Origin of the sequence: Micromonospora sediminicola, from assembly GCF_900089585.1 — a bacterium.
GTDB classification, from domain to species: Bacteria; Actinomycetota; Actinomycetes; order Mycobacteriales; family Micromonosporaceae; genus Micromonospora; species Micromonospora sediminicola.
Genome location: NZ_FLRH01000004.1, coordinates 218,619 through 245,182, shown reverse-complemented (window position 1 = coordinate 245,182; position 26,564 = coordinate 218,619). Strand labels below are relative to the sequence as shown.

The following is a 26,564-nucleotide window of genomic DNA, read 5'->3' as shown; positions in this document are numbered from 1 at the left end:
GTCGAGCATGGCGGGACCCGTGGTGGTGCTCGGTGACACGCTGCTGGACCGGGACGTCGAGGGGCTGGTGAACCGGCTCTGCCCGGACTCCCCGGTGCCGGTGCTGGACGAGACCACGTCCGTGGACCGCCCCGGCGGCGCCGGCCTGGCCGCGGTCTTCGCGGCCGCGCAGGGCGCCGAGGTCGCGCTGGTCACCGCCGTCGCCGACGACGCCGGCGGGGCGCGGCTGGGAACCCTGCTCGCCGCCGCCGGGGTGCGGCTGTACGCGCTCCCGCTGGCCGGCGCGACGCCGGAGAAGATCCGGCTGCGGGCCCGGGGGCGGGTGCTCCTGCGGCACGACCGGGGCGGGGTGACCGGCGTGCCGGGGGAGCCGAGCGAGGCCGTCCTGCGGCTGCTCGCCGCCGCGTCCGCGGTGCTGGTCAGCGACTACGGCCGGGGGGTCGCCGGGCTACCGGCGCTGCGCGCCGCGCTCGCCGCCACCCGGGCGCCGGTGGTCTGGGACCCGCACCCGCGCGGCCCGGCGGCGGTGCCGGGCGTGCACCTGGCCACCCCGAACGAGCCGGAGGCCCGCGACCTGGCCAAGGTCCCGCCGGGCGGCTCCCGCCTGTCCACCGCGTCCCGCAGCGCGCAGGCGTTGCGCCGGCGCTGGCAGGCGGGCGCGGTCGCGGTGACGTTGGGCGGGGACGGCGCGCTGCTGTGCCACGCCGGCTCCACCCCGCTGGTGGTGCCGGCGCCGGCCGCCGAGGGGGACACCTGCGGCGCCGGGGACCGGTTCGCGGCCACCGCCACGCTGGCGCTCGCCCGGGGCGCGCTGGTGTCCGAGGCGGTGCAGGAGGCGGTCGCCGAGGCGTCCGCGTACGTGGCCGACGGGGGAGTGGCGACGGCGCTGCCGGCGCCGGTCCGAACCGCCGCCCCGGCGGTGGTCACCGTGGGCGGGGAGCGGATCGGCGCCCGCGCGGCCGGCGAGGTGGTGTCCCGGGTACGCGCGGCCGGCGGCACCGTGGTCGCCACCGGCGGCTGCTTCGACCTGCTGCACGCCGGGCACGTGGCGACCCTCCAGGCGGCCCGGCAGCTCGGCGACTGCCTGGTGGTCTGCCTGAACTCCGACGCCAGCGTGGCCCGGCTCAAGGGGCCGGAGCGCCCGGTCGTGCCGCAGGGCGACCGGGGTCGGCTGCTGGCCGCGCTGGGCTGCGTGGACGCGGTGCTGATCTTCGACGAGTCGACGCCGCAGGCGGCGCTGTCCTGGCTGCGCCCGGACATCTGGGTCAAGGGCGGCGACTACGCCAGCGGCGGCGGCACCGAGACGCTGCCCGAGGCGGAGGTCCTCGCCCGCTGGGGCGGGCACACGGTGGTCGTGCCGTACCTGGACGGGCGCTCCACCACCGACATGATCGCGGCGGCCCGCGCGGGCCGCGGGCACGGCGGCTGGCCGGCCGCGACGGTGACCCCGGCGGAGGCCGTCGCGGAGACGACCGTCCGGTCCACGGCGAAGGGAGCACGATGAGCGAGCGAGGCATCCGGTCCGGCACCACCGGACGGCGGGCGGCGGCATGAGCGCCGGCCAGCCCGGAGCCGGTCCCACCGTCCTGGTCACCGGCGGGTCCAGCGGGCTCGGCGCGGCCGTCGTCGCCGCCGTGGCCCGCTCCGGCGGCCGGCCGCTCGTGCTGGACCGGCAGCGTCCCGCCGACGGGGTGCCGTGGGCCGAGTGCGACCTGGCCGACACCCGCGCCGCCGAGGCCGCCACGCGGGACCTCGCGGAACGCTCCGGCGGACTGGACGCGGTGGTCACCGCGGCCGGGATGGACGTGCCCGGGAAGCTGATCGACGTGCCGGCCGAGACCTGGGAGCGGATCGTCACGGTGGACCTGCTCGCCACGGCGGCGGTGATCCGGGCGGCGCTGCCCTACCTGGAGGCGTCCCGGGGCAGCATCGTCACGGTCGCCTCCACCCTCGGCGTCAAGGCGGTCAGTGACGCCACCGCCTACTGCGCGGCGAAGTTCGGGGTGGTCGGCTTCACCCGCGCCCTCGCCGCCGAGCTGGCCGGCGCGGTCGGGGTGACCCTGCTGATCCCCGGTGGCATGCGCACCGCCTTCTTCGACGAGCGGGACGCCCAGTACCGTCCCGGCCCGGACGCCGTGCTGAACGAACCCGCCGACACCGCCGCCGCGGTCATGTTCGCGCTGTCCCAGCCGGCCGGCTGCGCGGTCCGGGAGATGGTGGTCTGCGCCGCGCAGGAGTCGTCGTACCCGTGATCCTGGTGCTGCGGGCGCTCGGCGTCGGCGACCTGGCCACCGCCGTCCCGGCGCTGCGCGGCCTGCGCGCCGGGCTGCCCGGACGGGAGCTGGTGCTCGCCGCGCCGGCCTGGCTGGCGCCGCTGGCCGCGTTGACCGGGGCGGTCGACCGGGTGCTGCCCACCGACGGGCCGGACCGGGTCGACTGGACCGGACCACCGCCGGAGGTGGCGGTGAACCTGCACGGCCGGGGCCCCGAGTCGCACCGGGCACTGGCCACCGTCCGGCCCACCCGGTTGCTCGCCTACCGCAACCCGGCCGGCGGCCACCCGGACGGCCCGGCCTGGGACGACGACGAGCACGAGGTACGCCGCTGGTGCCGGCTGCTGCACGCGTACGGGCTGCCGGCCGACCCGGGTGACCTGGCGCTGCGCCGGCCGGCCGGACCCGGCGTACCGGCCGGGGTGACGGTGCTGCACCCGGGCAGCAAGGTCCCGGCGAAGCGGTGGCCGGCGGACCGGTTCGCCGGGCTGGCCCGGACGCTGACCGCGCGCGGGCACCGGGTGGTGCTCACCGGTTCGGCGGACGAGCGGGCGCTGGCCGCCCGGGTGGCCCGCGACGCGGGGCTGCCGCCGGAGGCGGTGCTGGCCGGCCGTACCGGCCTGGCCGAACTGGCCGCGCTGGTGGCCGACGCGCGGCTGGTGGTCAGCGGCGACACCGGCGTGGCCCACCTCGCCACCGGATACGGGACCGCGTCGGTGGTGCTGTTCGGTCCGGTGCCGGCGGAGCGCTGGGGTCCGCCGGCCGACCGGCCCCGGCACCGGGTGCTCGGCGGCACGCGGGCTGCCGGACCCGACCGGGATTCAGCGGGTTTCGCCGGGGTAGGAACCCACCCGACATTGGGTGCCATCGGGATCGACGAGGTGGTGGCGGCGGTGGCCGAGGTGGAACGGGTCTCCGGTGCGGTTGCGGCGTAGCGACCCGGGCCGGGCGGGCTACGGGCGCCGGCGTCGCGGCCAGGGTTGGCTCTTCCTGGACGCGAAGGGCGAGCCGGTGCGCGACGAGGCGGAGCTGGCGCGCCTGCGCGAGCTGGTCGTCCCGCCCGCCTGGCGGGACGTGTGGATCTCGCCGTTCCCGAACGGACACATCCAGGCCACCGGCATCGACGCGGCCGGCCGCAAGCAGTACGTCTACCACCCGCAGTGGCGTCGCAAGCGGGACGAGGCGAAGTTCGACCACGTGCTGGAGGTGGCCCACCGGCTGCCCGCGCTGCGCGACCGGGTCGCGCACGACCTGGCGCTGCGTGGGCTGCGGCGGGAGCGGGTGCTGGCCACCGTGGCCCGGCTGCTCGACATGGGGGCGTTCCGGGTGGGCAGCGACCAGTACGCCACCGGCGACGACCCGACGTTCGGCGTGGCCACGCTGCGCCCCGAGCACGCCCGCTCGCGCGGCGGGTGCGTGGTCTTCGAGTTCCCGGCGAAGGGCGGCATCGAGCAGGTCCGCCGGATCGAGGACGCCGAGCTGTGCCAGGTGCTGCTCAACCTGCGCCGGCGGCGGCGCGCCCAGGAACGGCTCTTCGGCTACTGGGACGGGCGGTCCTGGCGGGACGTGCGCAGCGACGAGGTCAACGACTACCTGCGTGACGCCAGCGGCGGGGAGATGACCGCGAAGGACTTCCGTACCTGGCACGCCACCGTCCTGGCCGCCGCCGAACTGGCCACGGTGGGCCCGCAGCGGTCCGTCACCGGCCGCCGGCGGGCGGTCGCCGCGGTCATGCGGTCGGTCGCCGAGCTGCTCGGCAACACCCCGACGGTGGCCCGGACGTCCTACGTGGACCCTCGCGTGGTCGACCTCTACCACGACGGGGTGCTGGCGCCGGTGCAGCCGGAGATGCCGCGGGAGGCGGTGGAGAAGTCCGTCCTGGCGTTGCTGGAGGAGGAGGCGGACTGAACGGTGGCGGGCGACCACCGGGGGCGGTCGCCCGCGGCGGGACCCACCGCGGGCGCCGCGCCACGGCCCCCCGTTACCAGTGGGCTGACGCCGGTTGCCGGCGTCGGCCCGTCCTCAGTCTGCCCGGGCCGGGTTGACTTCGGACGCCGTGGTGTTGACGATCCGTGCCCGTTCCAGGTGGCGGGCCCGGTACGCCTGCGGTGTCTCCGCCTGCGCGGCCCGGAAGGCGCGGCTGAAGTGGGCCTTGTCCCGGAACCCCCACCGGCCGGCGATGACCTGGATCGGCCGGTCCCCCAGGCCCGGGTCGGCGAGGTCGCGGCGGCACCGGGCCAGCCGCTCGTCCCGGACGAACGCCGCGACCGTGGTCTCCTCGGCCTCGAAGAGCCGGTGCAGGGAGCGCACCGAGAGGTGGTGCGCCTCGGCGATGCGCCGGGGGTCCAGCGTGGCGTCGCCGAGGTGCTGCCGCACGTACGCGCGCACCTGGTTGAGCAGGGCGCGGCGGCGGATCTCGGTGGGCACGGCGTCCTCGGAGACGAGGTTCCGGCCGAGCAGCGTGGCGACCAGGTCGAGGGCGACGCCGCCCAGGCGTTCGGCGTCGGCGGCGTGGTACTGCTCGGGGTGGCCGGTGATGCGGATGAGGTAGTCGGCCAGCAGCGCGCCGATCCCTTCGGCGCCGGACATCCGACCGGCGAACAGGGGCGCGAGCCGGCGGTGCGGCAGCGGCAGCGCGTCGTACGGGATGAGCGCGACGATCGACGCGGCCCGCTCGTCCTCGTCGGCGTGGTGGATCAGCTCCTGCGGTCGGGCGCAGTCGTAGAAGGTGAAGTCGCCCCGTGGACAGATGCCGCGCTGCCCGTCCTGGTTCGCGACGCCGGTGCCGCGCAGCGTCAACGCGAGCAGGTAGCAGTCCCCTTCGGAGCGCTGGATCAGCTTGCGGGTCCGCACGCCGTGCAGCGAGGGGTAGCGGTGCCGGATGAGCTGCATCGGGCCCAGTTCGAGGAACTCCGCCCGCGCCGTGAAGTCGTCCGCGTGCGCGGTACGGACCCGCATCAGCGTCGGTGTCCGGGCGAGCATCTCCAGCCACAGCCCGAACCGGTCGGCGGCCGGCACCTGCTCGGTGTCGAAGACCTGCCGTGTCAACGCCGTGTCCATGAGCGACCCCCGGGGTTCGTCGTATCTCATGAAGCACGACGCCCCGCGGGCCGGGCAAGGCGGCAACCGCGGGGCGTGACCTCCGTCACTCAGTCGTTGAGCACGTGCGACAGCCGGTCCCGGAACCGGCGCTCGGAGTCGCTGACCACGTCGCCGCCGATCCCCAGGATCCCGCCGGTGGAGGCGGCGCCCACCACCTGCTCGGCGATCTCCACCAGCCAGTGCCGGTAGGCGCCGGCCTGCCCCTCGTCCACCCGGCCGGCGAGCAGGGCGGACGCCTGGCCGGCCCGGGCGAGCACGTCCTCGATCATGGCCTTCGGGTCGTCCGGCGTGATGACCGGCAGCTCCGCGCCGGTCTCCGGGTCGCCCACCCGCGAGACGACCTCGCCGGCCACGGCGGCCACCAGCGGGCTCGCCGACTCGCGCCCCGCGGCGATGGTCTCCAACCCGGCGGCGTTCTCCGCCATGGTGCGCCGGGTGCCGTCGGACTCCGCCGCGGCGGCCGCGGTGAGCACCGCCTGCGGCAGACCGACCAGCAGCCCCCACTCCTCGTCGGAGACACCGAACCGGGTGTACGCCGGCTGCTCGATCACGATCAGGCCCCTTTCGCCATGGTCGTCGTTGTCACGGGCACCACGCGGTGCCCGGGTCAGGCTAGTCCAGCTCCAGCAGGCCCTGTTCGGACACCACGCGCACGGACAGCGTCTTGTAGCCCACCTCGTCGAAGAGCACCGTCATCCGGTCGTCCTCGTAGTTGAGCACCAGTCCGGATCCCCACTCCGGGTGGCGCACCTGGCTGTGCACCGGGAACGGGCCGACCGCGCCGTCGTTGGCCACACTGGTGCCGGCGTGGCAGTTGTCGCAGTGGGCGCAGACCTCGGTCATCTGCTCGCCGAAGTAGGCCAGCAGCACCTGCCCCCGGCAGCCGGTGGTCTCGGCGAAGGCGCGCATCATGTCGGTCCGCGACCGGGTCACGGTCTGCTGCCGCTCGGCCTCGGCCAGCGCGGCCCGACCGGACTCGGCGGCGTCCGGGGCGTACCGGGGGGCGCCGACGCGCTGCTTGGCGCGCGGTTCGGCGGCGCCGATCTGCTCCAGCAGGGACAGGTACTGGCCGAGCTTGCGCGGGCCGAGCCCGGTCAGCTCGCGCAGCTCCTTGCGGGTGCGGGGCTTGCTCCGCAGCACCGCGGCCAACTCGCACAGTTCCTTCTCGTCCGGCAGCCCGCCGCTGAAGTAGCGCTGGAGTCCGACGTCCTCGGCGCGCCAGAGCAGCAGGACCCGCGACGGCGAGCCGTCCCGGCCGGCCCGGCCGATCTCCTGGAAGTAGCTGTCCGGCGAGTCGGGCAGCGCCATGTGCACCACCCAGGCGATGTTCGGCTTGTCGATGCCCATGCCGAACGCCGAGGTCGCCACCATGATCGGCACCCGGTCGGCGAGGAACGCCTCGTGCAGTTCGTGGCGTGCGGCGGTGGGCATGCCGCCGTGGTAGAACTCGGCCGGGAAACCGGCGTCGGTCAGCCGTCCGGCCAGCTCCTCGGCCGCCCGCCGGGTCGGCACGTAGATGATCCCGGGCCGCTCGTCGTCGCGCAGCAGCGCGACCAGCCGCCGCCACCGGTAGTCGTCGGTGGGGCAGTAGGCCACCTCGAGGAACAGGTTGGGCCGGTCCAGCCCGGAGACCACCACCTCGGGCTCGCGCAGCCGCAGCCGGGCGATGATGTCGTCGCGGACCGGCGGGGAGGCGGTGGCGGTCAGCGCCACCACCGGCGGTCGGCCCAGGCCGTCGATCAGGTGGCCGAGCGCCAGGTAGTCCGGCCGGAAGTCGTGGCCCCAGGCCGAGATGCAGTGCGCCTCGTCGATCGCGACCAGGGCCGGCCCGAGCGAGCGGACCTCGGCGAGCCGGTCCGGGTTGCTCAGCGCCTCGGGCGTGATGAAGAGGAACTCGGCCCGCCCGGCCCGGATCTCCTCGATCGCCTGCGCCTGCTGGGTCGCGCTCTCGTCGGAGCTGATCCGCACCGCGCGCAGCTCCGGGCGCTGCCGCTCGTTGAGCGCGGCGATCTGGTCCTGCTGGAGCGCGAGCAGCGGCGAGATGACCACTGTCGGGCCGGGGATCAGGCTGGCCGGGATCTGGTAGATCGCCGACTTGCCGGCGCCGGTGGGCAGCACCACCAGGGCGTCACGGCGCTTCATCACGGCGCGCATGGCGGCCAGCTGGTTGGGCCGCAGCGCGGTCCAGCCGAACAGGTTCCTCGCCGCCCGGCGCAGGCTGGTGGAGTGCGTGGTCAGTTTCATCAAGCGCCTCAGCTACCCCCGGCGTCCGGACCCGAAACCGGCGCCGCGATCAACGCAGCCGGGGCAGGACCTCGCGCTGGTAGAGGTCGAACAACCCCTGCCAGTGCGGGCCGGTGTTGGCCACGTAGACCTCGTCGTACCCGGCCTTGGCGTAGCGGTCGATCATCTCCAGGTGGGCGTCGGCGTCCCGCCCGCAGACGAACGCCTCACGCACCTGCTCCGGCCGGACCAGCTGCGCGGCCTGCTCGAAGTGGCGCGGCGAGGGGAGCACCTGGGACAGCTCGCCGGGCACGCCCGCGTTCGGCCAACGCTCGTACGCGATCCGCGCGCCCTCGTCGACGGTGTCGGCGTAGGCGGCCTTGAAGCCGGCCTGGCACGGCTTGTCGCCGCCGCCGGCCTCGCGGAACCGGCGGACCATGTCGGCGTCGGGCATGGTGCTGACGTAGCCGTCGCCGATCCGGGCGGCCAGCTCGATCGACTTCGGACCGAAGCCGGACACGTAGATCGACGGGGGCGTCTCGGGCCGGGTGTAGATCCGGGCGTGCTCGACCGTGTAGTGCCGGCCGTGGTGGTTGACGAAGTCGCCGCGCCACAGCTCGCGGATCACCTCGACCGCCTCCTCCAGCATCGCCAGCCGGACGTCGGCCTGCGGCCAGGCGTCGCCGAAGATGTGCTCGTTGAGCGCCTCCCCGGTGCCCACGCCGAGCACGAACCGCCCCTCGTGCAGCACCGCGCTGGTGGCCGCCGCCTGGGCGATCACCGCGGGGTGGATCCGCACGGTGGGGCAGGTGACCGCGGTGGTCACGGGCAGCCGGCAGACCTGGCTGAGCGCGCCGATGGTGGACCAGACGAACGGGCTCTGCCCCTGCGCGTCGACCCACGGGTGGTAGTGGTCGGAGATCCACAGTGCCTCGAAGCCGGCCTGCTCGGCGCCGCGCGCCTGGGCCAGCAGCTCCGCCGGTGTGTACTCCTCGCTGGACAGGAAATAGCCGATCTTCATGGTGCCCCCTCCGCCGGGTCCGGACACCGCAAGCCCTACCCCCGCGCGGGGCGTCCAACCCGGTGGGGTCAGCGGCGGAACATGGCCCGGATCGCGATCAGCAGGAACAGGGCGCCGACCACCAGGCCGAGCAGGCGTACGCCGGGGATGTCCGCCGCGCTGGTGGCGTCGGCGAGCGGCAGGGCGGGCATGGACGCACTCTCCCACGGGTGTCCGTCGATCGCCACCGCCTAACAGTAAGGATTGTTGACTATTTCGCTGCGCGGTGTGACCATGACAGCACCCGCCGGCCCCGGCGGGTCCGTGGGGGAGACGGGGGTACGACAGCGCATGAGCGAGCGGACCGTGGGATCGACCGGAGACCTGGCGGCGCTCGCCGCCGCCGTCCTGCAACCCGGCTTCGTCGGCACCACGCCGCCGCCGTGGGTCTGCCGCTGGCTCGGCGAGGGGCTCGGTTCGGTGGTCCTGTTCGCCCGTAACGTCGTCGACCACGAGCAGGTGGCCACGCTGACGGCGAACCTGCGGGCGGAGCGGCCCGACGTGATCGTGGCGATCGACGAGGAGGCCGGCGACGTCACCCGGATCGAGTCGGCCCGGGGCAGCTCCCGGCCCGGCAACTTCGCCCTCGGAGCGGTCGACGACCCGGCGCTGACCGAGGAGGTCGCCCGCGACCTCGGCGTCGAGCTGGCCGCGGTCGGCGTCACGCTCGACTACGCCCCGGACGCCGACGTCAACTCCAACCCGGCCAACCCGGTCATCGGGGTGCGCTCGTTCGGCGCCGACCCGGACCTGGTCGCCCGCCACACCGCGGCCTGGGTCCGCGGCCTGCAGGCCGGCGGCGTCGCCGCCTGCGCCAAGCACTTCCCCGGGCACGGCGACACCCGGGTCGACTCGCACCACGACCTGCCCCGCATCGGCGGCGACCGGGCCCGGCTCGACGCGGTCGAGCTGGCCCCGTTCCGGGCCGCGGTGGCGGCCGGCGTGCAGGCGGTGATGACCGGCCACCTGCTGGTGCCCGCGCTGGACCCGGAGCTACCGGCCACCCTGAGCACCCGCATCCTGAGCGGCCTGCTCCGCGAGGAGCTGGGCTTCGGTGGCGTGGTGGTGACCGACGCGGTGGAGATGCGGGCGGTCTCCGACCGGTACGGCTTCGCCGGCGCCGCGGTGCGCGCGCTGGCCGCCGGGGCGGACGCGATCTGCGTGGGCGGGGAGCGGGCCACCGAGGCCGACGCCCGCGAGCTGCGCGACGCGATCGTCGCCGCCGTGGTCAGCGGCGAGCTGCCGGAGGAGCGCCTGGCCGAGGCCGCGAAGCGGGTCGGTCAGCTGGCCGCCTGGAGCGTCGCCGCCCGGGCCCAGCGGGTCGCCGGCCCGCCGTGGCGCGGCGACTCGCCGGTCGGGCTGGCCGCCGCCCGCCGGGCGGTGCGGGTCAGCGGCGATCCCGGGCTGCTGCCGCTGGCCGGGCCGGCGCACGTGGTGGAGTTCGCGCCGCCGCGCAACATCGCCATCGGCGAGGAGACGCCCTGGGGCATCGCCGGGCCCCTGACCCGTCTCGCGCCCGGCACCACCACCGCCCGGTACGCCGCCGACGCGCTCCCCGCCGACCCGGCCGCCGGACCGGCCGGCCGTCCACTGGTGCTGGTCGTGCGCGACCTGCACCGGCACGACTGGATGCGGGACGCGGTCGACCGGGCCCTGACCGCCCGCCCGGACGCGGTGGTGGTCGAGCTGGGCGTGCCCGAGCTGGTCACCGGCGCGGTGCACCTCGCCACCCACGGCGCCACCGCGGCGGCGGCCCGGGCCGCCGCCGAGCTGCTGGCCGGCGCTCGCTGAACCCCCGGCCCGACCGGGCGGGGAGGTCCCCCGGTCGGGCCGGGTCTCAGGGCGCGTCGACGACCAGGTCGGCGTAGTCGGGGTGACGTTCGATGAACGCGGCCATGAACGGGCACCGGGGCACCACCCGGCCGCCCCGGGCCCGGACCTGGTCCAGCGTGCCCTTGATCAGCGCCGCGCCCACGCCCTGCCCCTGGTAGCGGTCGTCGACCTCGGTGTGCGTGAAGACCAGCACCTCTCCCCGGGGCAGGTAGGCCGTGAACCCGGCCAGCGCGTCGTCGACCAGGATCTCGAAGCGGTGCTTGGCGGCGTTCTCCTCGACCAGGTAGCTCACCGGACCATTGTCCCCTCGGTCTCGGCCAGCCGGTCCAGTTCGGCCAGCAGCCGGTCCACCTCGTCGACCGTGTTGTAGTGGTAGACGCTGGCCCGCACCGCGCCGCCGGTGTCGCGCAGGCCCATGGCCTGGAAGTACTCGTAGGCGTAGTAGTCGCCGGAGGACAGGCAGAGCCCGGCCCCGCCCAACGCCGCCGCGGTCCGCGCCGGCGTCCACCCGGCCACCCGGAACGACACCGTGGGACAGCGGCGGGCCGGCGCGCCGTACACGGTCACGAAGGGGCGCGCGGTCAGCCCGGCGAGCAGCCGGTCGAAGACCGCCTCCTCGTGCGCCTGGGCGGCGGCGAGGCCGGCGCGTACCCGCTCCCGCCGGTCACCGCCGGCGGCCGGGTCGAGCGACGCCAGGTGGTCCACCGCGGCGGTCACGCCGGCCAGCAGCGGGAAGCTGGGCGTGCCGTACTCGAACCGGTCGGGGACCGCGTCGGCCGACGGGATCAGCTTCGCCGGGCGCAACGACTCCCAGCGGGCCGGGTCGGCGACCATCGCCGCCAGGTGCGGCCCGGACCACTTGTACGCGCTGGTGACCAGGAAGTCCGCGCCGAGCGAGGACAGGTCGGTGGGACCGTGGGGGACCGAGTGCACCCCGTCCACGCAGACCAGCGCGCCGGCCGCGTGCGCGGTCTTGGCGATCGTCGCCACGTCCGGCGCGGTGCCGGTCGCGTTGCTGCCGGCGGTCACCGCCACCAGCCGGGTGCGCTCGGTGACCAGGTCGGCGTACTGGCCGGCGGGCAGTTCGGCGGTGGTCCGGTCGAACTCGGCCCAGCGCACCGTCGCGCCGGCCGCCTCGGCGGCCTGCACCCACGGGCGGACGTTGGCGTCGTGGTCGAGCCGGGAGACCACCACCTCGTCGCCCGGCCGCCAGGCCGCGCCCAGCGTCCGGGCCAACGTGTACGTCAGCGCGGTGGCGCTCGGCCCGAGCACCACCCCCGACGGGTCCGCCCCGAGCATGTCGGCGACCGCGGCCCGGGCCCCGGCGACCAGGTCCAGCGCGCGTCGGCCGGGGGCGAACGCGGTGCTCCGGTTGCCCGTCGCGGCGCGCATGGCGTCGGCCACCGCCTCGATCACCGGGGCGGCGGTCTGGGTGCCGCCGGCGCCGTCGAAGTGGACGAACCCCTCGCCCAGCGCGGGGTAGAGCCCCCGCACCCGGGCCACGTCGAATGCCATTCGGGCACCCTAGCGCGCACCCGACCGGGTGGTGGTGGGAGCCACGTACCCTTGGGGAGGTGACGAACCGACGCGCCACTTCCGCCCTGACCCCCGCCCGACGCGCCGCCGGGATGCTCGCCGGTCTCGCCCTCGGCGCCGCGCTGCTCGCCGGTTGCAGCTCGAACGGCGCCGACACCGACTGCGGCCTGGACGCCTGCACCATCACCTTCGACCGGGGCGTGGACGCCAGCGCCACCATCCTCGGCGTCGAGGCCAAGCTCATCGGCACCCAGGACGACCAGGTCACCGTCGAGGTGGCCGGTGAGCAGCTCTCGCTCACCACCGGCCAGCAGGCCACCGAGGTCGGCGGCTTCCAGGTCAGCCTGGACAGCGTCACCGACCAGAACGTCGTGCTGCGGGTCGCGCGCAACCCCAACGGCTGATCGCTATCGGCCTGCGCCGGCGGGCGGCCACGTTTGGAAAACCGCCCGCCGGGAGATTGAGGGCGCATGTCTCTCACCCGGAACGCCGGAGCCACCGCCGCCCAGGCCAAGAACAGCAGGTGGCTCGAACTGTTGACCCGCGCCGGTTTCATCGGCTACGGGATCGTGCACCTCCTCTTCGGCTGGTTGGCGTTGCAGATCGCCTTCGGCAACTCCGGCGAGGAGGGCAACCAGAACGGTGCCCTGCGCACCCTCGGCGAGCAGCCGCTCGGCAAGTTCCTCCTGGTCGTGATCGCGATCGGCCTCTTCGCCATGGCGATCTGGCAGGCCTCCGAGGCGCTGGTCGGGCACCAGTCCAGGACCGGCAAGGAGCGGACCTTCGAGCGGATCGCCTCGGTCGTCCGCGTGATCCTCTTCGTCTGGCTGGGCTGGACCTCGATCAAGGTCGTGCAGGACGCCAGCTCCAACTCCTCCAACCAGCAGCAGCAGCTCACCGAGAAGCTGATGGCCTCCGACGGCGGCCGCTGGCTGGTCGGCCTGGCCGGTCTGGTGCTCGCCGCGGTCGGCATCGGCATGGTGATCTACGGCCTGAAGAAGAAGTTCGAGCGCAACCTCAAGACCGGCGAGATGAGCCCGAAGACCCGCCAGCTGACCCGCCGCCTCGGCATGGTCGGCTACGCCGCCCGGGGCGCGGTCTTCGCCATCGCCGGCCTGCTCATCGTGGTCGCCGCCGTGAAGTACGACCCGGAGAAGGCGCGCGGCCTCGACGCCGCCCTGCGGACGCTGCGCGACCAGCCGTACGGGCCGTGGCTGCTGGCGCTGATGGCGCTCGGCATCGCCGCGTTCGGCGTCTACTGCTTCTTCCAGTCCCGGTATCGCAAGGTCTGAACCTGGTCGATATCCGGACCGCCGGGCACCATTGGGCCTTTGCCCGATTCCCGCCCGGGCGGAGGGAGAGAGATCCGTGCAGAGTTATCTCGTGACCGTCGCCGCCGCGCTCGCCGCGGCGGCGGTCGCGTTGGTGCTGGTCCAGGTGGTGCACCGGGTCACCCGGCGGCTCGGCCGCCGGTCGCTGCTGATGACCGAGCTGACCGAGCACTCGCACCGCTCGTTCCAGGTCGCCGCGACAGTGGTCGCCGTGCAGATCGCGGTCCGGTTCTCCACGCTCTACGCGGTGGGCAGCCCGTGGCGGCAGTTCGTCCTGCACACCCTGGTCCTGGCCATGATCGCGGCCACCGCCTGGCTGGTGGCCTCGCTGCTCGTGGTGGCCGAGGACACCGCGCTGGCCCGGTTCCGGGTGGACGTGCCGAACAACCGGCACGCCCGGCGGGTCCGCACCCAGGTGGTGCTGCTACGCCGGCTCACCATCGCGGTGATCGTGATCCTCGCGGTCGGCGTGATGCTGATGACCTTCCCGGCCGTACGCGGTGTCGGCGCGGGCGTGCTGACCTCCGCCGGTGTGGTCGGTGTCGTCGCCGCGCTGGCCGCGCAGAGCCTGCTCGGCAACGTCTTCGCCGGCCTGCAGCTCGCGTTCAGCGACGCGGTCCGCCTCGACGACGTGGTGGTGGTCGAGGGGGAGTGGGGCCGGATCGAGGAGCTGACGCTCAGCTACGTGGTGGTGCAGATCTGGGACGACCGCCGGCTGATCCTGCCCACCTCCTACTTCACCAGCAAGCCGTTCCAGAACTGGACCCGCACCGAGGCGGCGGTGCTCGGCACCGCCGAGTTCGACCTCGACTGGGCCGTTCCGGTGCAGGCCATGCGGGAGGAGCTGCGGCGGCTCTGCGAGGGCACCGAGCTGTGGGACGGCCGGGTCTGCGTGCTCCAGGTGACCGACGCCACCGGCGGGACGGTGAAGGTCCGGGCGCTGGTCAGCGCCGCCGACGCCGGCAGCCTCTGGGACCTGCGCTGCCTGGTCCGCGAGCACCTGGTGACCTGGGTACGCGACCACCGCCCGACCGCCCTGCCCCGGCTGCGCACCGAGGTGGGCGACGCCACCGGCCCGCTTCCCTGGCAGTCGGTGCAGCCGCGCCGCCCGGTGCGCCGCACGGCCGACACCGAGGCCCCCGACGACGCGCGCGTCTTCGGCGGCAGCGACGACGGCGAGGCCCGCAGCGAGGTGTTCGTGGGTCGGGAGGACCACGCCGAGGCGCGTCGCTGACCGCGTACCCGATCGGAGCCCCCGGCCGCCCTCCGGCGTGGCCGGGGGCTCCGCGCGTCGGCGGGTCGTGACCCCGGCGCGGCACGGCGCGTTGTGCCTGCCGGACGGGTTCACCACCGGTGCCGGGTTTGACCGGCCCGTTCCGGGGGACCTGCTGCGCACGCCCCGGACTCCGGCCACGCCGGGCCCGGTGGCGGGCGGCCGGGCCGACCGGCCGCCCCGCGCAGGATTGACGGGCGGCGACTCCGGGCATACAGCGCGGTGATGATGAAAGGAGGACAGCATGGCTGACGTCGCGAGTCGCAGCACGTCCCGGACCGGGAACGAGCCGTCCACCGCGGAACTGGTGCAACGGGCCACCGAGCAGGTCACCCGCCTGGTACGGGACGAACTGGCGCTGGCCCGCGCGGAGCTGACCCAGAAGGGCAAGCACGCCGGGATCGGGATCGGTCTGTTCGGCGGCGGCGGGGTGATGGCCCTCTACGGCGCCGGCGCGCTGGTCGCCACCGTGATCCTGCTGCTGGCGCTGGTCATGCCGGCGTGGCTGGCCGCCCTGATCGTGGCGGTGGCGCTGTTCCTGCTCGCCGGGATCCTGGCGCTCGTGGGCAAGAAGCAGGTCAGCCGTGCCGTCCCGCCGGTGCCGGAGGCGGCGGTCCGCAGTGTTCGGGCCGACGTCGACACGGTCACCGCCGCGGTGAAGGACGGGAGGCGGGCATGACCGGCAACGGGACCGGGGACGTGGCGGCGCTCCGTGAGGAGATCCGCCGGACCCGGGTGGAACTCGGTGAGACGATGGAGCTGCTCGCCGCCAGGGCCGATCCGAAGGCGCTGGTGCGGCACTCCGCCGAGCAGGCGAAGGCGCGGATGCGCGAGCAGGCGGCGCTGACCGCGGCCCGGGTGCGCGGGCGCGCGGCGGAGCGGGCCCGGCTGGTCCGGGCGCAGGCGTACGAGAAGGGTGGGGCGGTCGGGCGCAACCCGTTGCCGTGGGCGGCCATCGCGGCCGGCGCCGTGGTGACCGTGGTGGTGCTGGCGATCGTCCGAGGGAGGCGCAGGTGAGCGGCAAGATCGGCAAGGCGGCGTACAAGCCGGTGGGGGTCCTGCTCGGCCTGGCCGCCGGTGCGGTCGCCGGCATGGTCTTCCGGCAGGTGTGGAAGCTGGCGGCGGGCGACGACGACGCCCCCAGCGCCACCGACGAGGAGCGCGGCTGGGGCGAGGTCCTGGCCGCCGCGGCCCTGCAGGGCGCGATCTTCTCGGCGGTCCGGGCGGCGGTGGACCGCGGCGGCGCGGTCGGCGTCCGTCGGCTGACCGGCCACTGGCCGGACTGACCCTGAGCAGCTGAAGGCCCCTTTCCCGGGTGTGGGAAAGGGGCCTTTCGCGTATGCGTGGCGGGCCGCCCGGGCGGTCTGCGCGCAACCTTCAGGTCACATGTCGGAGAATTTCGTCGGTTAGGCTGTGCAGAGTTTTTGCGTACGTGGTTTGCTTTCTCACGCTGTTGAGAGACGCGTGGGTTGAGAGAAGTCTCCTCCGTGGGGGCCGCCTCAGGCGCCGCTGCTCGAAAACGGCCAATCGGCCGCACGGCGTGCTCGGCCGCCAGTTTTAGAAGGAGATACACATGGCGCAGGGAACCGTGAAGTGGTTCAACGCTGACAAGGGCTTCGGCTTCATCACCGTCGACGGCGGGGGTGCTGACGTGTTCGTCCACTTCTCGGCCATCCAGACCAGCGGCTACCGCACGCTGGAGGAGAACCAGCGGGTGGAGTTCGAGATCGCCCAGGGTCAGAAGGGTCCGCAGGCCGAGCAGGTCCGCCCCATCTGAGCTGACACCGCACCGGCCACGCCGGTCGGCGCGCGAAGCCCCGCATCCCGCACGGGAGGCGGGGCTTCTCCCTTTCCCGACCGGGGACTCAGCGGCGCCGGGCCCGCATGCCGAACCAGAGCGCGACGAGTCCGACCAGGACGGTCGCCGGCCCGACCAGCGCCCAGACCCGCTGGTCGGACAGCGCGCTGCCCTCGACGTAGCCGAGGCCCAGCACGGTCCAGAGCGCGCCGAGCACCACGGCCAGCAGCCCCATGGTGAGCCGGAACCAACCCCTCATCGCGCCCCCTCCGACGTCCGCCCCGGTCCAGCATGCCCGGTGACGCCGACCATCGACGGCGCCGCGCCGGCCGGGCCCGCCGTCGGGGTCACCACCGGTCGTGCACCTGCGGCCGGATCAGCTCGTCGTAGGTGGCCCGCACGGCCGCGAGCTCCACGTCGGTCAGTGCCGGCTGGCCGGCGGCCTCGGCGTTGCGCCGCGCCTGCTCGGCCGAGCGGGCGCCGGGGATCACCACGGTCACGCCGGGCTGGTCGAGGACCCAGCGCAGGGCGAACTGGGCCATCGTCCGGTCGTCGCCGACCAGCGGCGCGAGCCGGCGTACGGCGGCGAGGCCGCTGTCGTAGTCGACGCCGGAGAACGTCTCGCCGACGTCGAAGGCCTCGCCGTGCCGGTTGAAGGTCCGGTGGTCGTTCTCCGGGAACGTGGTCTGCTCGTCGTACCGGCCGGAGAGCAGGCCGCTGGCCAGCGGCACCCGGGCGATGATGCCCACCCCGGCCGCTGCGGCGGCCGGCAGCACCCGCTCCAGCGGCTTGTGCCGGACCGCGTTGAGGATGATCTGCACACTGGCCACGCCGGGCCGGGCGATCGCGGTGAGCGCCTGTTCGGAGGTCTCCACGCTGACCCCGTAGCCGGCGACGCGCCCCTCGGCGACCAGCGTGTCCAGCGCGTCGAAGACGCGGTCGTCGGCGAAGACCGCGGTGGGCGGGCAGTGCAGCTGCACCAGGTCGAGCGTGTCGACGCCCAGGTTGGCCCGGGACCGGTCGGTCCACGCCCGGAAGTTGTCCACTGTGTACGCCTCCGGCGTCTGCGGCACCCGCCGGCCCATCTTGGTGGCCACGGTCAGCCCGTGCCCGGGCCGGGAGCGCAGGAACCGGCCGATCAACTGCTCGCTGCGGCCGTCGCCGTAGACGTCGGCGGTGTCCAGGAAGGTGACGCCGGCGTCGACCGCGGCGGTCAGCACGTCGAGCGCCGCGCCCTCGCTGACCTCGCCCCAGTCGGCGCCGAGCTGCCAGGCGCCGAGTCCGATGATGCCGACGTGCCGGCCGAGCCGGTCGAAGCTGCGCTGTTCCACCCGGTCGAGCCTAGTCAGCGGGTTGCCGTCGCGCCCGTCGGGCCGTACCGTCAAACAAGACGTACGTACGGTTTAGGAGGCTGCCATGTGGGATCCGCGCACCTACCTGCGCTACGGCGACGAACGCTCCCGTCCCTTCCACGACCTGCTGGCCCGGGTCGGCGCGGAGCGCCCCCGCGCGGTCGTCGACCTCGGCTGCGGTCCCGGCACGCTCACCGCCACGCTCGCCGACCGCTGGTCCGGCAGCCGGCTGGCCGGCCTGGACTCGTCGCCCGAGATGATCGACCGGGCCGGGTCCCTGGGCGCCCCGGTCGCCTTCGCGGTGGGCGACGTCCGCGACTGGCGGCCGGAGCCGGACGTGGACGTGCTGGTCGCCAACGCGGTGCTCCAGTGGGTGCCCGGCCACCGCGAGCTGCTCACCCGGTGGGCCGCCGACCTGCCGTCGGGCGCGTGGCTGGCGTTCCAGGTGCCGGGCAACTTCGCCGCGCCGTCGCACCGGGCGTTGCGCGAGGTCGCCGGCCGGGACCGGTGGCGCGACCGGCTCGCCGGGCTGCTGCGGGAGGCTCCGGTGGGCGACCCGGTCGACTACGCCACGCTGCTGACCGGCGCGGGCTGCGCGGTGGACGCCTGGGAGACTACCTACGTGCACCTGCTGCCGGCCGACGGCGCGGACCACCCGGTGTTGGCCTGGATGGAGGGCACGGCACTGCGTCCGGTCCGCGCCGCCCTGGCCGCCGCCGACTGGGCCGACTTCCGCACCGAGCTGGGGGTACGCCTCGCCGAGGCGTACCCGGTACGGCAGGGTCAGGTGTACTTCCCGTTCCGCCGGATCTTCGTGGTGGCCCGCACCGGCGCCCGCGCAGAGGAGAACCCGTGACCGACCTGCCCACCTTCATCGCCGGACTGCCCAAGGTGGAGCTGCACGTGCACCACGTCGGCTCCGCCTCGCCCCGGATCGTGGCCGAGCTGGCCGCCCGCCACGAGGGGCGCAGCCCCGTCCCGGCCGACCCGGAGGCGCTCGCCGACTACTTCGCGTTCCGCGACTTCGCCCACTTCATCGAGGTCTACCTGAGCGTGGTGGACCTGATCCGCGACGCCGACGACGTCTGGCTGCTCACCCACGAGGTGGCCCGGGAGCTGGCCCGCCAGCAGGTCCGGTACGCGGAGCTGACCGTCACCCCCTATTCGCACGTGCACCGGGGCATCCCGGCGGAGGCGTTCTGCGAGGCGATCGAGGACGCCCGCAAGCGGGCCGAGGCCGACTTCGGCATCGCGCTGCGCTGGTGCTTCGACATCCCCGGCGAGGCCGGGCTGCCCGCCGCCGAGCAGACCCTGCGGATCGCCCTCGACCAGCGGCCGGACGGGCTGATCAGCTTCGGCCTCGGCGGCCCCGAGATCGGCGTGCCCCGGCCCCAGTTCAAGCCGTACTTCGACCAGGCCCGCGCGGCCGGGCTGCGGTCGGTGCCGCACGCCGGCGAGACCACCGGCCCGGAGACGATCTGGGACGCGCTGCGCGAGCTGGGCGCCGAGCGGATCGGCCACGGCATCTCCGCCGTGCTCGACCCGGCGCTGCTGGCCCACCTCGCCGAGCGGCGGATCCCGCTGGAGGTCTGCCCCACCTCCAACGTGCGGACCCGGGCGGTGGCCAGCCTCGACGAGCACCCGCTGCCGCAGCTGGTCGCCGCCGGCGTGCCGGTCAGCATCAACTCCGACGACCCGCCGATGTTCGGCACCACGCTCAACGACGAGTACGCGGTGGCCGCCCGCCTGCTGAGGCTCGACCCGGACGGGGTCGCCGCGCTGGCCCGCGACGCGGTCGCCGCCGCGTTCCTCGCCCCGGCCGAGCAGGCCCGGATCAACGCCGAGATCGACGCGTACCGGGTGAGCGCGGCGCGCTGAGCGGTCGCGCGGGCGCCGGCCGCCGGGACAGGCGGGGCGGTCGGCGTCGGGCGGCCAGGACCAGCCCGGGTCCGGCCGGCGTCCCGCGCCGGGAGAACCGGCGGGCCGTCGGTGCGAGCGCGAGCGCGGTCAGGACGGCCAGCGCGGCGGCGGGTCCGGGTCCGGCCGTCGTGGACCGGCCGGGGCCGTGCGCGAGCACCGGGTCCTGCCAGGCGGCGAGCGTGAGGGCGATGCCGAGGCCGATCACGGCGGCCCAGCGGAGCAGACGGCTGACGGTCGGGGTCATGACGGTCACCTCAACGCCCGGCTCGACGGGAGAGCGGCGCGCGACGGGAGCGAGGTGTGGGGGGACCGGACTCCCGCCGCGCGCACGGATCCGCCGGCCGGAAGGTGTTACGGGGCGTCCCGGCCGACGGAACTGATGGGTTCTGTCCTGATCCTGGCAGTCCGCGGCGGGTTTGTGGCGGTCGTTAAAACACTCCTAAGGAGAACTTGCACCGGCCCACAGCCACCGGTCAGCGCGGGCGCGGCCAGCGCCGCCCGGCGCGCGGTTCGCGGGCCTCCCGGGCCATCCGGCCGACCAGGCCGAACCGGTTGACCTGCCGGGGCGCCGCGTCCGGATCGGCCAGCAGCATCACCACGCTGGCCCCGCCGAGCCGGGCCCGGTCGATGCTCACCGAACCGTTGGCCTGCAACGCGACCCGCTTGGCGATGTCCAGCCCCAACCCGGTCGAGCCCTGGTCGCTCTCGCCCCGGCGCAGCGCCCGGTCCGGGTTGGCGATGCCGGGCCCGGCGTCGTCGATCCGGATCGCCACCCAACCGTCCCGGCGGCTCACCGCCACCTCGAACGCGGTGCCCTGCGGGGTGTAGCGGAACACGTTGCCGATCACCGCGTCCAGCGCGGCGGCCAGCTCGGCCCGGGGCACCGGCGCGGGGATGCGCAGCTGCGCCCCGACCACCCGGTGCGGGCGGTTCTGGTCGCCGGCCAGCGCCGACCAGAAGACCATCCGGTCCCGGACCACCTCGCTGACGTCGCAGGACGCCGGCGCCGTCTCCTGGCTGACCGCCTTGCGGGTCGTCTTGATCAGCTGGTCGACCTCGCCCTCCAGCGTCACGATGGCCTGCCGGATCCGCCGGATGCCGCGCCGCCGGTCCAGTTCCGCCTCGCTGAACGTGCCGATGCTGGTGTCGTCGGACTCCAACGCCTCCGCGTCCAGCCGCAACGCGGTCAGCGGCGTCCGCAGCCGGTGCGACAGGTCGGCGACCAGTTCGTGCTCGTCGGCGCGCAGCGCCACCAGCCGCTCCGCCATCCGGTTGAACGCGTGCCCCGCCTCGGCCAGCTCCCGCGGGCCGGTGGGCTCGACGCGTACCCCCAGCTCGCCGTCGCCCACCGCGAGCGCCGCCTTGACCAGGTCGCCGGTGGCGTCCACGGCCCGGGCCGCGACCCGGTCGACCACGACCACCGCCGCGCCGACCAGGGCCAGCGCCACCGCGAGCAGCAGCAGCCACCGCCCGCCGGCGCCCGCGTCGAGCACCTCGTCGGGTATGAAGACCTCCACCACGGCCACCCGGTCACCGAGCACCACCGGGTCCAGCCGCAGCACCCCGCCGTCCACCTCGGACACCACCGAGCGCCGCTGCGCGGCGGCGTCGGTCAGCGCGTCCGGGTCGGCCCGACCGGCCGACTCGTCGGCCCCGATGCCGTGCACGACCGGCCGCAGCGCGGGATCGTCACCACTGGCCGCCACCGCCCGTTTGACCACCTCGGGATCGGTGCTGACCGCCAGCGCGCCGGTGACCAGCGCGCTCCGGCGGGCCGCGTCGGCCAGCTTCTCCTCGCGAGACTGGTCGGAGAGGCTGATCCCGAGCGGGATGAGGAAGGCGAACGCGACCAGGCTGCACATACCGGCGGTGAGCCAGGCCAGCGCCGGCCTCAGTCCGGCGCCACCAGCCGGAAGCCGACCCCCCGCACGGTGCGCAGGTAACGCGGCTTCGCCGCGGACTCGCCCATTTTGCGGCGGAGCCAGTACAGGTGAACGTCGATGGTCTGGTCCTCGCCGACCGATGGCTGCCGCCATACCTCCTCCAAGAGTTCCCGCCGGGACACTACCCGGCCGGGACGCGCGGCGAGATACGCCAGCAGGTCGAATTCCTTGCGGGTCAGGGCCAGGGACTCCCCGTCCAGCACCGCGCTGCGCTCACCCACGTCCACCCGCAGGCCGCCGACGGTGTGCACGGCCGGTTGCACGGTACGGCTCGCCCGGCCGGCCCGGCGCAGCACGGTGGTGATCCGGGCGTCCAGGTGGGCGCCGGTGAACGGCTTGACCATGTAGTCGTCCGCGCCGGCCCGCAGCAGCCGGACCACCGACTGCTCGTCGTCGCGGGCGGTGGCGATGATGATCGGCACGTCGGTGATGCCGCGCAACATGCGCAGCGCGTCCGATCCGTCCAGGTCCGGCAGGCCGAGGTCGAGCACCACCAGGTCGGGCGTCTCCGCCGCCACCCGGCGCAGGGCGTCCAGCGCCGTGCCGACGGCGTGCACCGCGTGCCCCCGGTCCGTCAGCGACCGCAGCATCGCGCCACGGACGACGTGGTCGTCTTCGACCAGCAGGACGGTTGCCACGTCAGCACCGTACTCGGCGTGGCAAGTCGATCGCGTTGCGGCGGTCCGGGGAACCGGGCAAGCTGGGACGACGATGACGTTCACCCTCTTCCCCGACACCCGCCTGACGCTTGCCCGCGACGCGCTGGCCGGCCTGTCGGTGGGTGACGCGCTCGGCTCCCGGTTCTTCGTCCCCGGCCGGCGCCCGGCCGACCTCGCCGAGGGACGACTGCCCGCGCCGCCGTGGGAGTGGACCGACGACACCGAGATGGCCTGCTCGGTGGTGGCCGAGCTGGCCGCCGCCGGCCGGATCGACCGGGACCGGTTGGCGCTGGCGTTCGCGCAGCGGTGCGAGCCGTACCGGGGCTACGGGCCGGGCGCGGTGACGATCCTGCGGTTGATCCGCACCGGCACTCCGTGGCCGGTGGCCGCCGCGTCGGCGTTCGACGGTCAGGGCTCCTGCGGCAACGGCGCGGCCATGCGGGTCGCCCCGCTCGGCGCCTGGCACGCCGACTCCATCCGACGCGCCGCCGAGCAGGCCCACGCCTGCGCCGAGGTGACCCACGCCCATCCCGAGGGCGTCGCCGGGGCGGTGGCGGTGGCGGTGGCCGCCTCGCTGGCCGCCCGCGCCCGGCTCGACGGCGTCCGGCCCGAGCCGGCCCGGCTGCTCACCGCCGTGGCCGGCGCGTTGGACCCGGCCGGCGAGGTGCACCGGGGCGTACGCCGGGCCGCCGCGCTGCTGGGTCGCCCCGCCGCCGAGGTGGTCGAGGCGCTGGGCAACGGATCGCGGGTCACCGCACAGGACACCGTCCCGTTCACGCTCTGGGTCGCGGCCACTCTGCTGCACGACTACCCGGCCGCGGTCCGCGCCTGCGTGGAGGCCGGTGGCGACGTCGACACCACGGCGGCGATCGTCGGCGGGATCGTCGCCGCCCACACCGGCGTCGGCACGCCCGGCGGCGTACCCGAGGGCTGGCTCACCGCCCGCGAGCCCCTGCCCCCCTGGCTCACCGCCCCCACCTGACCCCGCCCCCGGCGAGTTCAAGATCTTGGTACGAGACGGCCACCCTGGGGGCGCCTTCGTCCCAAGATCTCCGGCGTTCCGGCATGGTGGACGGCTGGTTTCGGTTGTGGGGATCGTGTGGTGGTTCGGGACGGCGGTCAGGAGCGCCGGCCCGGGGCGCCTGCGGTGACGGGCTCGCCGGAGGCCGGGGCGTCGGTCGCGGGGTCGGCGTCGCGGTCGGTGGCCGGGGCGGGGGAGTCGGCGGTGTCGGGCGGCAGGGTCAGCGCGCCGCGCCGGCGGCGGCTGAGCAGCCAGCCGATCGCGGCCCCGCCGGCCAGCCCGGCGAGCAGGCCGCCGCCGAGCAGCAGGTCCGGGCTCGGCCCGTCGTCGGTGGCCCCGGCGGTCGGGCCCCCGGCGGTCGCGCCGCCCGGTGCCGCGCCGTCCCGGCCGCCGCCGACGGCGCCGTGGCCCCCGTGCGCCGCGCCGCCCGCACCGGCGTCCCCGCCGTGCGTGACGGCGCCCGACAGCGGCGGCAGCAGCGCGACCGTCGGCGCCGGGTGCGCCCCGCCGGCCGGGTCCGCCCAGCGCACCACCGTGCCGTCGGCGTACGTCTGCACCACGGTGAAGACCAGCCGGTCGGTGGCGGGCATCGGGCCCATGCCGAGCGGCAGCCGGGCCGCCCCGGTGCCGCCGCCGGGGACCCGGAGCCAGGTCACCGCGTGGGTCACCTGGTTGAGTTCGGAGGCGTGGATGCCGGCGACCGGCTGGTCCAGCGTGCGGGTGGTGATCGTCGGCGCCCAGTCCGGCACGGACAGGGGATAGACCTCGCCGATCGGGGCGTCCGCGGGCATGGTCAGCTCGATCTTGGTGGTCCGGGTGCCGGGACGGTCCGCGGGCACCACCACGGACAGCTCGATCGCGTCGCCCTGGTGCACCTCGCCGGGGGAGGTCGTGACGGTCACCCCGGCGGCGGCGCTCGCGGCGCCCGGCCAACCCACCGTCCCGGCGAGCGCGGCGGCCAGCAGCGCCGACGCCCATCGGCCCTGACGGGTCATCCTCATGGTCGTCCCCATCCTTCTCGACTGGGGTCGGTACCGGCTCCGGCCCCACCCGGTAGTTCGGTCGGGAGGACGGAAAGGTTCAACGTCGCGCGCAACTCGTCGTCCGGGGCGTGGCGTCGGCGTCGGCCGGGCTCCGGCCGACCGATAGCATCGCAGGGGCCGGTCACCGGCCCACCCGTACCTCGACGACAGGAGTCACCGTGTCCGCACCCCGTACCCCCGTCGTGGCCGACCCCGTCGTCGTCGCCGCCGGGACCACGGCGGCCGACGCGGTGGCCGCGGCCGGCCTGCCCACGACCGGGCCGAAGGCGGTCGTGGTGGTCCGCGACCCGCAGGGCCAGCTGCGCGACCTGGACTGGAAGCCGGCCGAGGAGACGGCGGTCGAGCCGGTCGGGCTGGACACCCCGGACGGGTTGGACGTGCTGCGTCACTCGACCGCGCACGTGCTGGCGCAGGCGGTGCAGGACGTCTTCCCGGAGGCGAAGCTCGGCATCGGCCCGCCGATCGAGAACGGCTTCTACTACGACTTCCAGGTCGGCAAGCCGTTCCAGCCGGAGGACCTGGCCAAGCTCGAGAAGCGCATGCAGGAGATCGTCAAGTCCGGTCAGCGGTTCCGCCGGCGCCGGTTCTCCAGCCTCGACGAGGCTCGCGCCGAGCTGGCCGCCGAGCCGTTCAAGCTGGAGCTGATCGAGGTCAAGGGCGAGGGGCTCGACTCCTCCGAGGTGATGGAGGTGGGCGGCGGCGAGCTGACCATCTACGACAACCTCGCCGCCAACGAGGAGAAGGTCTGCTGGTCGGACCTGTGCCGTGGCCCGCACCTGCCGAACACCCGGCTGATCGGCGCGTTCAAGCTGATGCGCTCGGCCGCCGCGTACTGGCGGGGGTCGGAGAAGAACCCGCAGCTGCAGCGGGTGTACGGCACCGCGTGGCCGACCCGGGACGAGCTGAAGGCGTACCTGAAGCTGTTGGAGGAGGCCGCCCGGCGCGACCACCGCAAGCTCGGTGCGGACCTCGACCTGTTCAGCTTCCCCGACGAGATCGGCTCCGGCCTGGCCGTCTTCCACCCCAAGGGTGGGGTGCTCAAGCGGGTGATGGAGGACTACGTCCGCACCCGCCACATCGAGGAGGGCTTCCAGTACGTCGGGACGCCGCACATCTCCAAGGAAGGTCTCTTCCACACCTCGGGACACCTGCCCTACTACAAGGACACGATGTTCCCGCCGATGGAGATGGAGGGCAGCGACTACTACCTCAAGGCGATGAACTGCCCGATGCACAACCTGATCTACCGGTCGCGCGGGCGCTCCTACCGGCAGCTGCCGATCCGGTTGTTCGAGTTCGGGTCGGTCTACCGGTACGAGAAGTCGGGCGTGATCCACGGTCTGACCCGGGTGCGCGGCTTCACCCAGGACGACTCGCACTCCTACTGCACCCAGGAGCAGGCGCCGGCGGAGATCAAGCACCTGCTCGGGTTCGTGCTGAGCCTGCTGCGTGACTTCGGCATCGACGACTTCTACCTGGAGCTGTCCACCCGGGACGACAGCCGGCCGGACAAGTTCGTCGGCACCGACGAGGATTGGGCCACCGCCACCGCCGTGCTGGAGCAGTGCGCCCTGGAGACCGGGCTGGACCTGGTGCCGGACCCGGGCGGCGCGGCGTTCTACGGCCCGAAGATCTCGGTGCAGGCCAAGGACGCGATCGGCCGGACCTGGCAGATGTCGACCATCCAGTACGACTTCAACCAGCCCAAGGGCTTCGGGCTGGAGTACCAGGCCGCCGACGGCACCCGGCAGCAGCCGGTGATGATCCACTGCGCCAAGTTCGGCTCGATCGAGCGGTTCATCGGCGTGCTCACCGAGCACTACGCGGGCGCGTTCCCGGCCTGGCTCGCCCCGGTGCAGGTGGTCGGCATCCCGATCCGCGACGACCACGGCGACTACCTGGAGGACTTCGCCGCGACGCTGCGCCGGCAGGGGATCCGGGCCGAGGTCGACCTGGGCGACGACCGGATGCAGAAGAAGATCCGCAACGCCCAGCAGCAGAAGATCCCGTTCATGGTCATCGCCGGTGACGACGACGTGGCGGCCGGCACCGTGTCGTTCCGCTACCGGGACGGGTCGCAGCGCAACGGCGTACCGCTGGACGAGGCGGTGGCGCACATCCGCGAGGTCGTCGAGTCGCGCACCAACAGCGGGCCCACCGCCGCCGTCGCCGAGGAGGCGGTCGGATCGTAGGATCG

General features: G+C 74.7%; 29 protein-coding genes. 16 read left to right on the top strand and 13 right to left on the bottom strand.

Annotated elements, in window-relative coordinates; genetic code table 11:
* The first annotated feature begins 22 nt into the window (after nucleotides 1-22).
* Genes GA0070622_RS22550 through GA0070622_RS22535 form a run of 4 tightly spaced genes read left to right on the top strand, consistent with a single transcriptional unit; the run spans nucleotide 23 to nucleotide 4,181 of the window.
* Complete coding sequence (locus tag GA0070622_RS22550) at nucleotides 23-1,504, top strand: PfkB family carbohydrate kinase (protein WP_425412790.1); 1,482 nt, start codon at nucleotides 23-25, stop codon at nucleotides 1,502-1,504.
* A 46-nt stretch (nucleotides 1,505-1,550) separates the two neighbouring features.
* Entirely contained in the window at nucleotides 1,551-2,252 is a 702-nt protein-coding gene (locus GA0070622_RS22545; RefSeq protein WP_091578304.1) for an SDR family oxidoreductase, read from the top strand.
* Nucleotides 2,249-3,208 carry a glycosyltransferase family 9 protein gene (locus GA0070622_RS22540; protein WP_091578301.1) on the top strand — a complete coding sequence of 320 codons (960 nt, stop codon included), beginning with the start codon at nucleotides 2,249-2,251 and terminating at the stop codon, nucleotides 3,206-3,208. The genes GA0070622_RS22545 and GA0070622_RS22540 overlap by 4 nt, the downstream gene beginning before the upstream one ends.
* On the top strand, nucleotides 3,192-4,181 hold the full coding sequence (locus tag GA0070622_RS22535; RefSeq protein WP_091578298.1) for a DNA topoisomerase IB: 990 nt from the start codon (nucleotides 3,192-3,194) through the stop codon (nucleotides 4,179-4,181). Before GA0070622_RS22540 ends, GA0070622_RS22535 begins: the two co-directional genes overlap by 17 nt.
* 114 nt (nucleotides 4,182-4,295) lie before the next feature.
* Here GA0070622_RS22535 and GA0070622_RS22530 read toward each other — a convergent pair whose 3' ends face one another.
* The 5 genes from GA0070622_RS22530 to GA0070622_RS32650 form a co-directional block, all read right to left on the bottom strand.
* On the bottom strand, nucleotides 4,296-5,363 hold the full coding sequence (locus tag GA0070622_RS22530; RefSeq protein WP_245666734.1) for an AraC-like ligand-binding domain-containing protein: 1,068 nt from the start codon (nucleotides 5,361-5,363) through the stop codon (nucleotides 4,296-4,298).
* 59 nt (nucleotides 5,364-5,422) lie between these two features.
* Complete coding sequence (locus GA0070622_RS22525) at nucleotides 5,423-5,926, bottom strand: hypothetical protein (protein WP_091578293.1); 504 nt, start codon at nucleotides 5,924-5,926, stop codon at nucleotides 5,423-5,425.
* 61 nt (nucleotides 5,927-5,987) lie between these two features.
* Nucleotides 5,988-7,619, bottom strand: coding sequence for a RecQ family ATP-dependent DNA helicase (locus tag GA0070622_RS22520; protein ID WP_091578290.1), 1,632 nt, complete (start codon nucleotides 7,617-7,619; stop codon nucleotides 5,988-5,990).
* A 49-nt stretch (nucleotides 7,620-7,668) separates the two neighbouring features.
* Entirely contained in the window at nucleotides 7,669-8,619 is a 951-nt protein-coding gene (locus GA0070622_RS22515) for a TIGR03557 family F420-dependent LLM class oxidoreductase (RefSeq protein WP_091578288.1), read from the bottom strand.
* A gap of 68 nt (nucleotides 8,620-8,687) precedes the next feature.
* Nucleotides 8,688-8,846 (bottom strand): hypothetical protein, encoded by a 159-nt coding sequence (locus GA0070622_RS32650; protein WP_157779084.1) that lies wholly within the window; start codon nucleotides 8,844-8,846, stop codon nucleotides 8,688-8,690.
* Nucleotides 8,847-8,949: 103 nt separating this feature from the next.
* Here GA0070622_RS32650 and GA0070622_RS22510 point away from each other — a divergent pair, with 103 nt between their 5' ends.
* On the top strand, nucleotides 8,950-10,449 hold the full coding sequence (locus tag GA0070622_RS22510; RefSeq protein ID WP_091578285.1) for a glycoside hydrolase family 3 protein: 1,500 nt from the start codon (nucleotides 8,950-8,952) through the stop codon (nucleotides 10,447-10,449).
* A gap of 46 nt (nucleotides 10,450-10,495) precedes the next feature.
* Here GA0070622_RS22510 and GA0070622_RS22505 read toward each other — a convergent pair whose 3' ends face one another.
* Together GA0070622_RS22505 and GA0070622_RS22500 are read right to left on the bottom strand one after the other, a co-directional pair.
* A complete protein-coding gene (locus GA0070622_RS22505; protein WP_091578283.1) occupies nucleotides 10,496-10,783 on the bottom strand; it encodes a GNAT family N-acetyltransferase in 288 nt (95 codons plus the stop codon).
* Nucleotides 10,780-12,006 carry a cysteine desulfurase-like protein gene (locus tag GA0070622_RS22500; RefSeq protein ID WP_091578281.1) on the bottom strand — a complete coding sequence of 409 codons (1,227 nt, stop codon included), beginning with the start codon at nucleotides 12,004-12,006 and terminating at the stop codon, nucleotides 10,780-10,782. Before GA0070622_RS22500 ends, GA0070622_RS22505 begins: the two co-directional genes overlap by 4 nt.
* A 59-nt stretch (nucleotides 12,007-12,065) precedes the next feature.
* Between GA0070622_RS22500 and GA0070622_RS22495 the strand changes: the two genes are divergently transcribed.
* The 7 genes from GA0070622_RS22495 to GA0070622_RS22465 all read left to right on the top strand — a co-directional run bounded on the left by GA0070622_RS22495 (nucleotide 12,066) and on the right by GA0070622_RS22465 (nucleotide 16,408).
* Nucleotides 12,066-12,431 carry a hypothetical protein gene (locus GA0070622_RS22495; RefSeq protein ID WP_091578278.1) on the top strand — a complete coding sequence of 122 codons (366 nt, stop codon included), beginning with the start codon at nucleotides 12,066-12,068 and terminating at the stop codon, nucleotides 12,429-12,431.
* Between the two features lie 66 nt (nucleotides 12,432-12,497).
* Nucleotides 12,498-13,319 (top strand): DUF1206 domain-containing protein, encoded by an 822-nt coding sequence (locus GA0070622_RS22490; protein ID WP_091578276.1) that lies wholly within the window; start codon nucleotides 12,498-12,500, stop codon nucleotides 13,317-13,319.
* A gap of 76 nt (nucleotides 13,320-13,395) precedes the next feature.
* A complete protein-coding gene (locus GA0070622_RS22485) occupies nucleotides 13,396-14,592 on the top strand; it encodes a mechanosensitive ion channel family protein (protein ID WP_091578273.1) in 1,197 nt (398 codons plus the stop codon).
* Nucleotides 14,593-14,875: 283 nt separating this feature from the next.
* On the top strand, nucleotides 14,876-15,310 hold the full coding sequence (locus GA0070622_RS22480) for a phage holin family protein (RefSeq protein WP_043325014.1): 435 nt from the start codon (nucleotides 14,876-14,878) through the stop codon (nucleotides 15,308-15,310).
* Entirely contained in the window at nucleotides 15,307-15,648 is a 342-nt protein-coding gene (locus GA0070622_RS22475; RefSeq protein WP_091578270.1) for a DUF3618 domain-containing protein, read from the top strand. The genes GA0070622_RS22480 and GA0070622_RS22475 overlap by 4 nt, the downstream gene beginning before the upstream one ends.
* Nucleotides 15,645-15,917 carry a DUF4235 domain-containing protein gene (locus GA0070622_RS22470; RefSeq protein ID WP_091578268.1) on the top strand — a complete coding sequence of 91 codons (273 nt, stop codon included), beginning with the start codon at nucleotides 15,645-15,647 and terminating at the stop codon, nucleotides 15,915-15,917. Before GA0070622_RS22475 ends, GA0070622_RS22470 begins: the two co-directional genes overlap by 4 nt.
* Before the next feature lie 287 nt (nucleotides 15,918-16,204).
* Entirely contained in the window at nucleotides 16,205-16,408 is a 204-nt protein-coding gene (locus GA0070622_RS22465; RefSeq protein ID WP_007075740.1) for a cold-shock protein, read from the top strand.
* Between the two features lie 88 nt (nucleotides 16,409-16,496).
* On the opposite strand, the gene GA0070622_RS22460 is transcribed toward GA0070622_RS22465, so the two are convergent.
* The gene (locus GA0070622_RS22460; RefSeq protein WP_091578265.1) at nucleotides 16,497-16,688 is read right to left on the bottom strand and encodes a hypothetical protein; all 192 of its coding nucleotides are present in this window, start codon (nucleotides 16,686-16,688) and stop codon (nucleotides 16,497-16,499) included.
* Nucleotides 16,689-16,776: 88 nt separating this feature from the next.
* Nucleotides 16,777-17,760 carry an aldo/keto reductase gene (locus GA0070622_RS22455; protein ID WP_091578262.1) on the bottom strand — a complete coding sequence of 328 codons (984 nt, stop codon included), beginning with the start codon at nucleotides 17,758-17,760 and terminating at the stop codon, nucleotides 16,777-16,779.
* Between the two features lie 85 nt (nucleotides 17,761-17,845).
* On the opposite strand from GA0070622_RS22455, the gene GA0070622_RS22450 reads away from it, so the two are divergent.
* Nucleotides 17,846-18,637, top strand: coding sequence for a trans-aconitate 2-methyltransferase (locus GA0070622_RS22450; protein ID WP_091578259.1), 792 nt, complete (start codon nucleotides 17,846-17,848; stop codon nucleotides 18,635-18,637).
* On the top strand, nucleotides 18,634-19,659 hold the full coding sequence (locus GA0070622_RS22445) for an adenosine deaminase (RefSeq protein ID WP_091578256.1): 1,026 nt from the start codon (nucleotides 18,634-18,636) through the stop codon (nucleotides 19,657-19,659). Before GA0070622_RS22450 ends, GA0070622_RS22445 begins: the two co-directional genes overlap by 4 nt.
* On the opposite strand, the gene GA0070622_RS22440 is transcribed toward GA0070622_RS22445, so the two are convergent.
* The 3 genes from GA0070622_RS22440 to GA0070622_RS22430 all read right to left on the bottom strand — a co-directional run bounded on the left by GA0070622_RS22440 (nucleotide 19,616) and on the right by GA0070622_RS22430 (nucleotide 22,282).
* Nucleotides 19,616-19,945 carry a hypothetical protein gene (locus GA0070622_RS22440; RefSeq protein WP_141684614.1) on the bottom strand — a complete coding sequence of 110 codons (330 nt, stop codon included), beginning with the start codon at nucleotides 19,943-19,945 and terminating at the stop codon, nucleotides 19,616-19,618. The two genes, GA0070622_RS22445 and GA0070622_RS22440, sit on opposite strands and share 44 nt — an antisense overlap.
* A 229-nt stretch (nucleotides 19,946-20,174) precedes the next feature.
* Nucleotides 20,175-21,563: a HAMP domain-containing sensor histidine kinase gene (locus GA0070622_RS22435; protein ID WP_176558814.1), complete on the bottom strand. Its 1,389-nt coding sequence runs from the start codon at nucleotides 21,561-21,563 to the stop codon at nucleotides 20,175-20,177.
* A 29-nt stretch (nucleotides 21,564-21,592) separates the two neighbouring features.
* On the bottom strand, nucleotides 21,593-22,282 hold the full coding sequence (locus GA0070622_RS22430; RefSeq protein ID WP_018784999.1) for a response regulator transcription factor: 690 nt from the start codon (nucleotides 22,280-22,282) through the stop codon (nucleotides 21,593-21,595).
* A 73-nt stretch (nucleotides 22,283-22,355) separates the two neighbouring features.
* Between GA0070622_RS22430 and GA0070622_RS22425 the strand changes: the two genes are divergently transcribed.
* Nucleotides 22,356-23,285: an ADP-ribosylglycohydrolase family protein gene (locus GA0070622_RS22425; RefSeq protein ID WP_091578251.1), complete on the top strand. Its 930-nt coding sequence runs from the start codon at nucleotides 22,356-22,358 to the stop codon at nucleotides 23,283-23,285.
* Nucleotides 23,286-23,422: 137 nt separating this feature from the next.
* Here the strand turns inward: GA0070622_RS22425 and GA0070622_RS22420 are convergent, their stop codons facing one another.
* A complete protein-coding gene (locus tag GA0070622_RS22420) occupies nucleotides 23,423-24,325 on the bottom strand; it encodes a YcnI family protein (RefSeq protein WP_091578248.1) in 903 nt (300 codons plus the stop codon).
* Between the two features lie 200 nt (nucleotides 24,326-24,525).
* Here GA0070622_RS22420 and thrS point away from each other — a divergent pair, with 200 nt between their 5' ends.
* The gene (thrS, locus tag GA0070622_RS22415; protein WP_091578245.1) at nucleotides 24,526-26,559 is read left to right on the top strand and encodes a threonine--tRNA ligase; all 2,034 of its coding nucleotides are present in this window, start codon (nucleotides 24,526-24,528) and stop codon (nucleotides 26,557-26,559) included.
* Nucleotides 26,560-26,564 lie beyond the last annotated feature (5 nt).

Excerpts from the sequence above, each read along its gene's own strand:
- GA0070622_RS22545 (WP_091578304.1), top strand. The coding sequence starts at position 1,551 with ATGAGCGCCGGCCAGCCCGGAGCCGGTCCCACCGTCCTGGTCACCGGC.
- GA0070622_RS22530 (WP_245666734.1), bottom strand. The coding sequence starts at position 5,363 with ATGAGATACGACGAACCCCGGGGGTCGCTCATGGACACGGCGTTGACA.
- GA0070622_RS22520 (WP_091578290.1), bottom strand. The coding sequence starts at position 7,619 with ATGAAACTGACCACGCACTCCACCAGCCTGCGCCGGGCGGCGAGGAAC.
- GA0070622_RS22515 (WP_091578288.1), bottom strand. The coding sequence starts at position 8,619 with ATGAAGATCGGCTATTTCCTGTCCAGCGAGGAGTACACACCGGCGGAG.
- GA0070622_RS22510 (WP_091578285.1), top strand. The coding sequence starts at position 8,950 with ATGAGCGAGCGGACCGTGGGATCGACCGGAGACCTGGCGGCGCTCGCC.
- GA0070622_RS22500 (WP_091578281.1), bottom strand. The coding sequence starts at position 12,006 with ATGGCATTCGACGTGGCCCGGGTGCGGGGGCTCTACCCCGCGCTGGGC.
- GA0070622_RS22490 (WP_091578276.1), top strand. The coding sequence starts at position 12,498 with ATGTCTCTCACCCGGAACGCCGGAGCCACCGCCGCCCAGGCCAAGAAC.
- GA0070622_RS22480 (WP_043325014.1), top strand. The coding sequence starts at position 14,876 with ATGGCTGACGTCGCGAGTCGCAGCACGTCCCGGACCGGGAACGAGCCG.
- GA0070622_RS22475 (WP_091578270.1), top strand. The coding sequence starts at position 15,307 with ATGACCGGCAACGGGACCGGGGACGTGGCGGCGCTCCGTGAGGAGATC.
- GA0070622_RS22465 (WP_007075740.1), top strand. The coding sequence starts at position 16,205 with ATGGCGCAGGGAACCGTGAAGTGGTTCAACGCTGACAAGGGCTTCGGC.
- GA0070622_RS22460 (WP_091578265.1), bottom strand. The coding sequence starts at position 16,688 with ATGAGGGGTTGGTTCCGGCTCACCATGGGGCTGCTGGCCGTGGTGCTC.
- GA0070622_RS22450 (WP_091578259.1), top strand. The coding sequence starts at position 17,846 with ATGTGGGATCCGCGCACCTACCTGCGCTACGGCGACGAACGCTCCCGT.
- GA0070622_RS22440 (WP_141684614.1), bottom strand. The coding sequence starts at position 19,945 with ATGACCCCGACCGTCAGCCGTCTGCTCCGCTGGGCCGCCGTGATCGGC.
- GA0070622_RS22435 (WP_176558814.1), bottom strand. The coding sequence starts at position 21,563 with ATGTGCAGCCTGGTCGCGTTCGCCTTCCTCATCCCGCTCGGGATCAGC.
- GA0070622_RS22425 (WP_091578251.1), top strand. The coding sequence starts at position 22,356 with ATGACGTTCACCCTCTTCCCCGACACCCGCCTGACGCTTGCCCGCGAC.
- GA0070622_RS22420 (WP_091578248.1), bottom strand. The coding sequence starts at position 24,325 with ATGAGGATGACCCGTCAGGGCCGATGGGCGTCGGCGCTGCTGGCCGCC.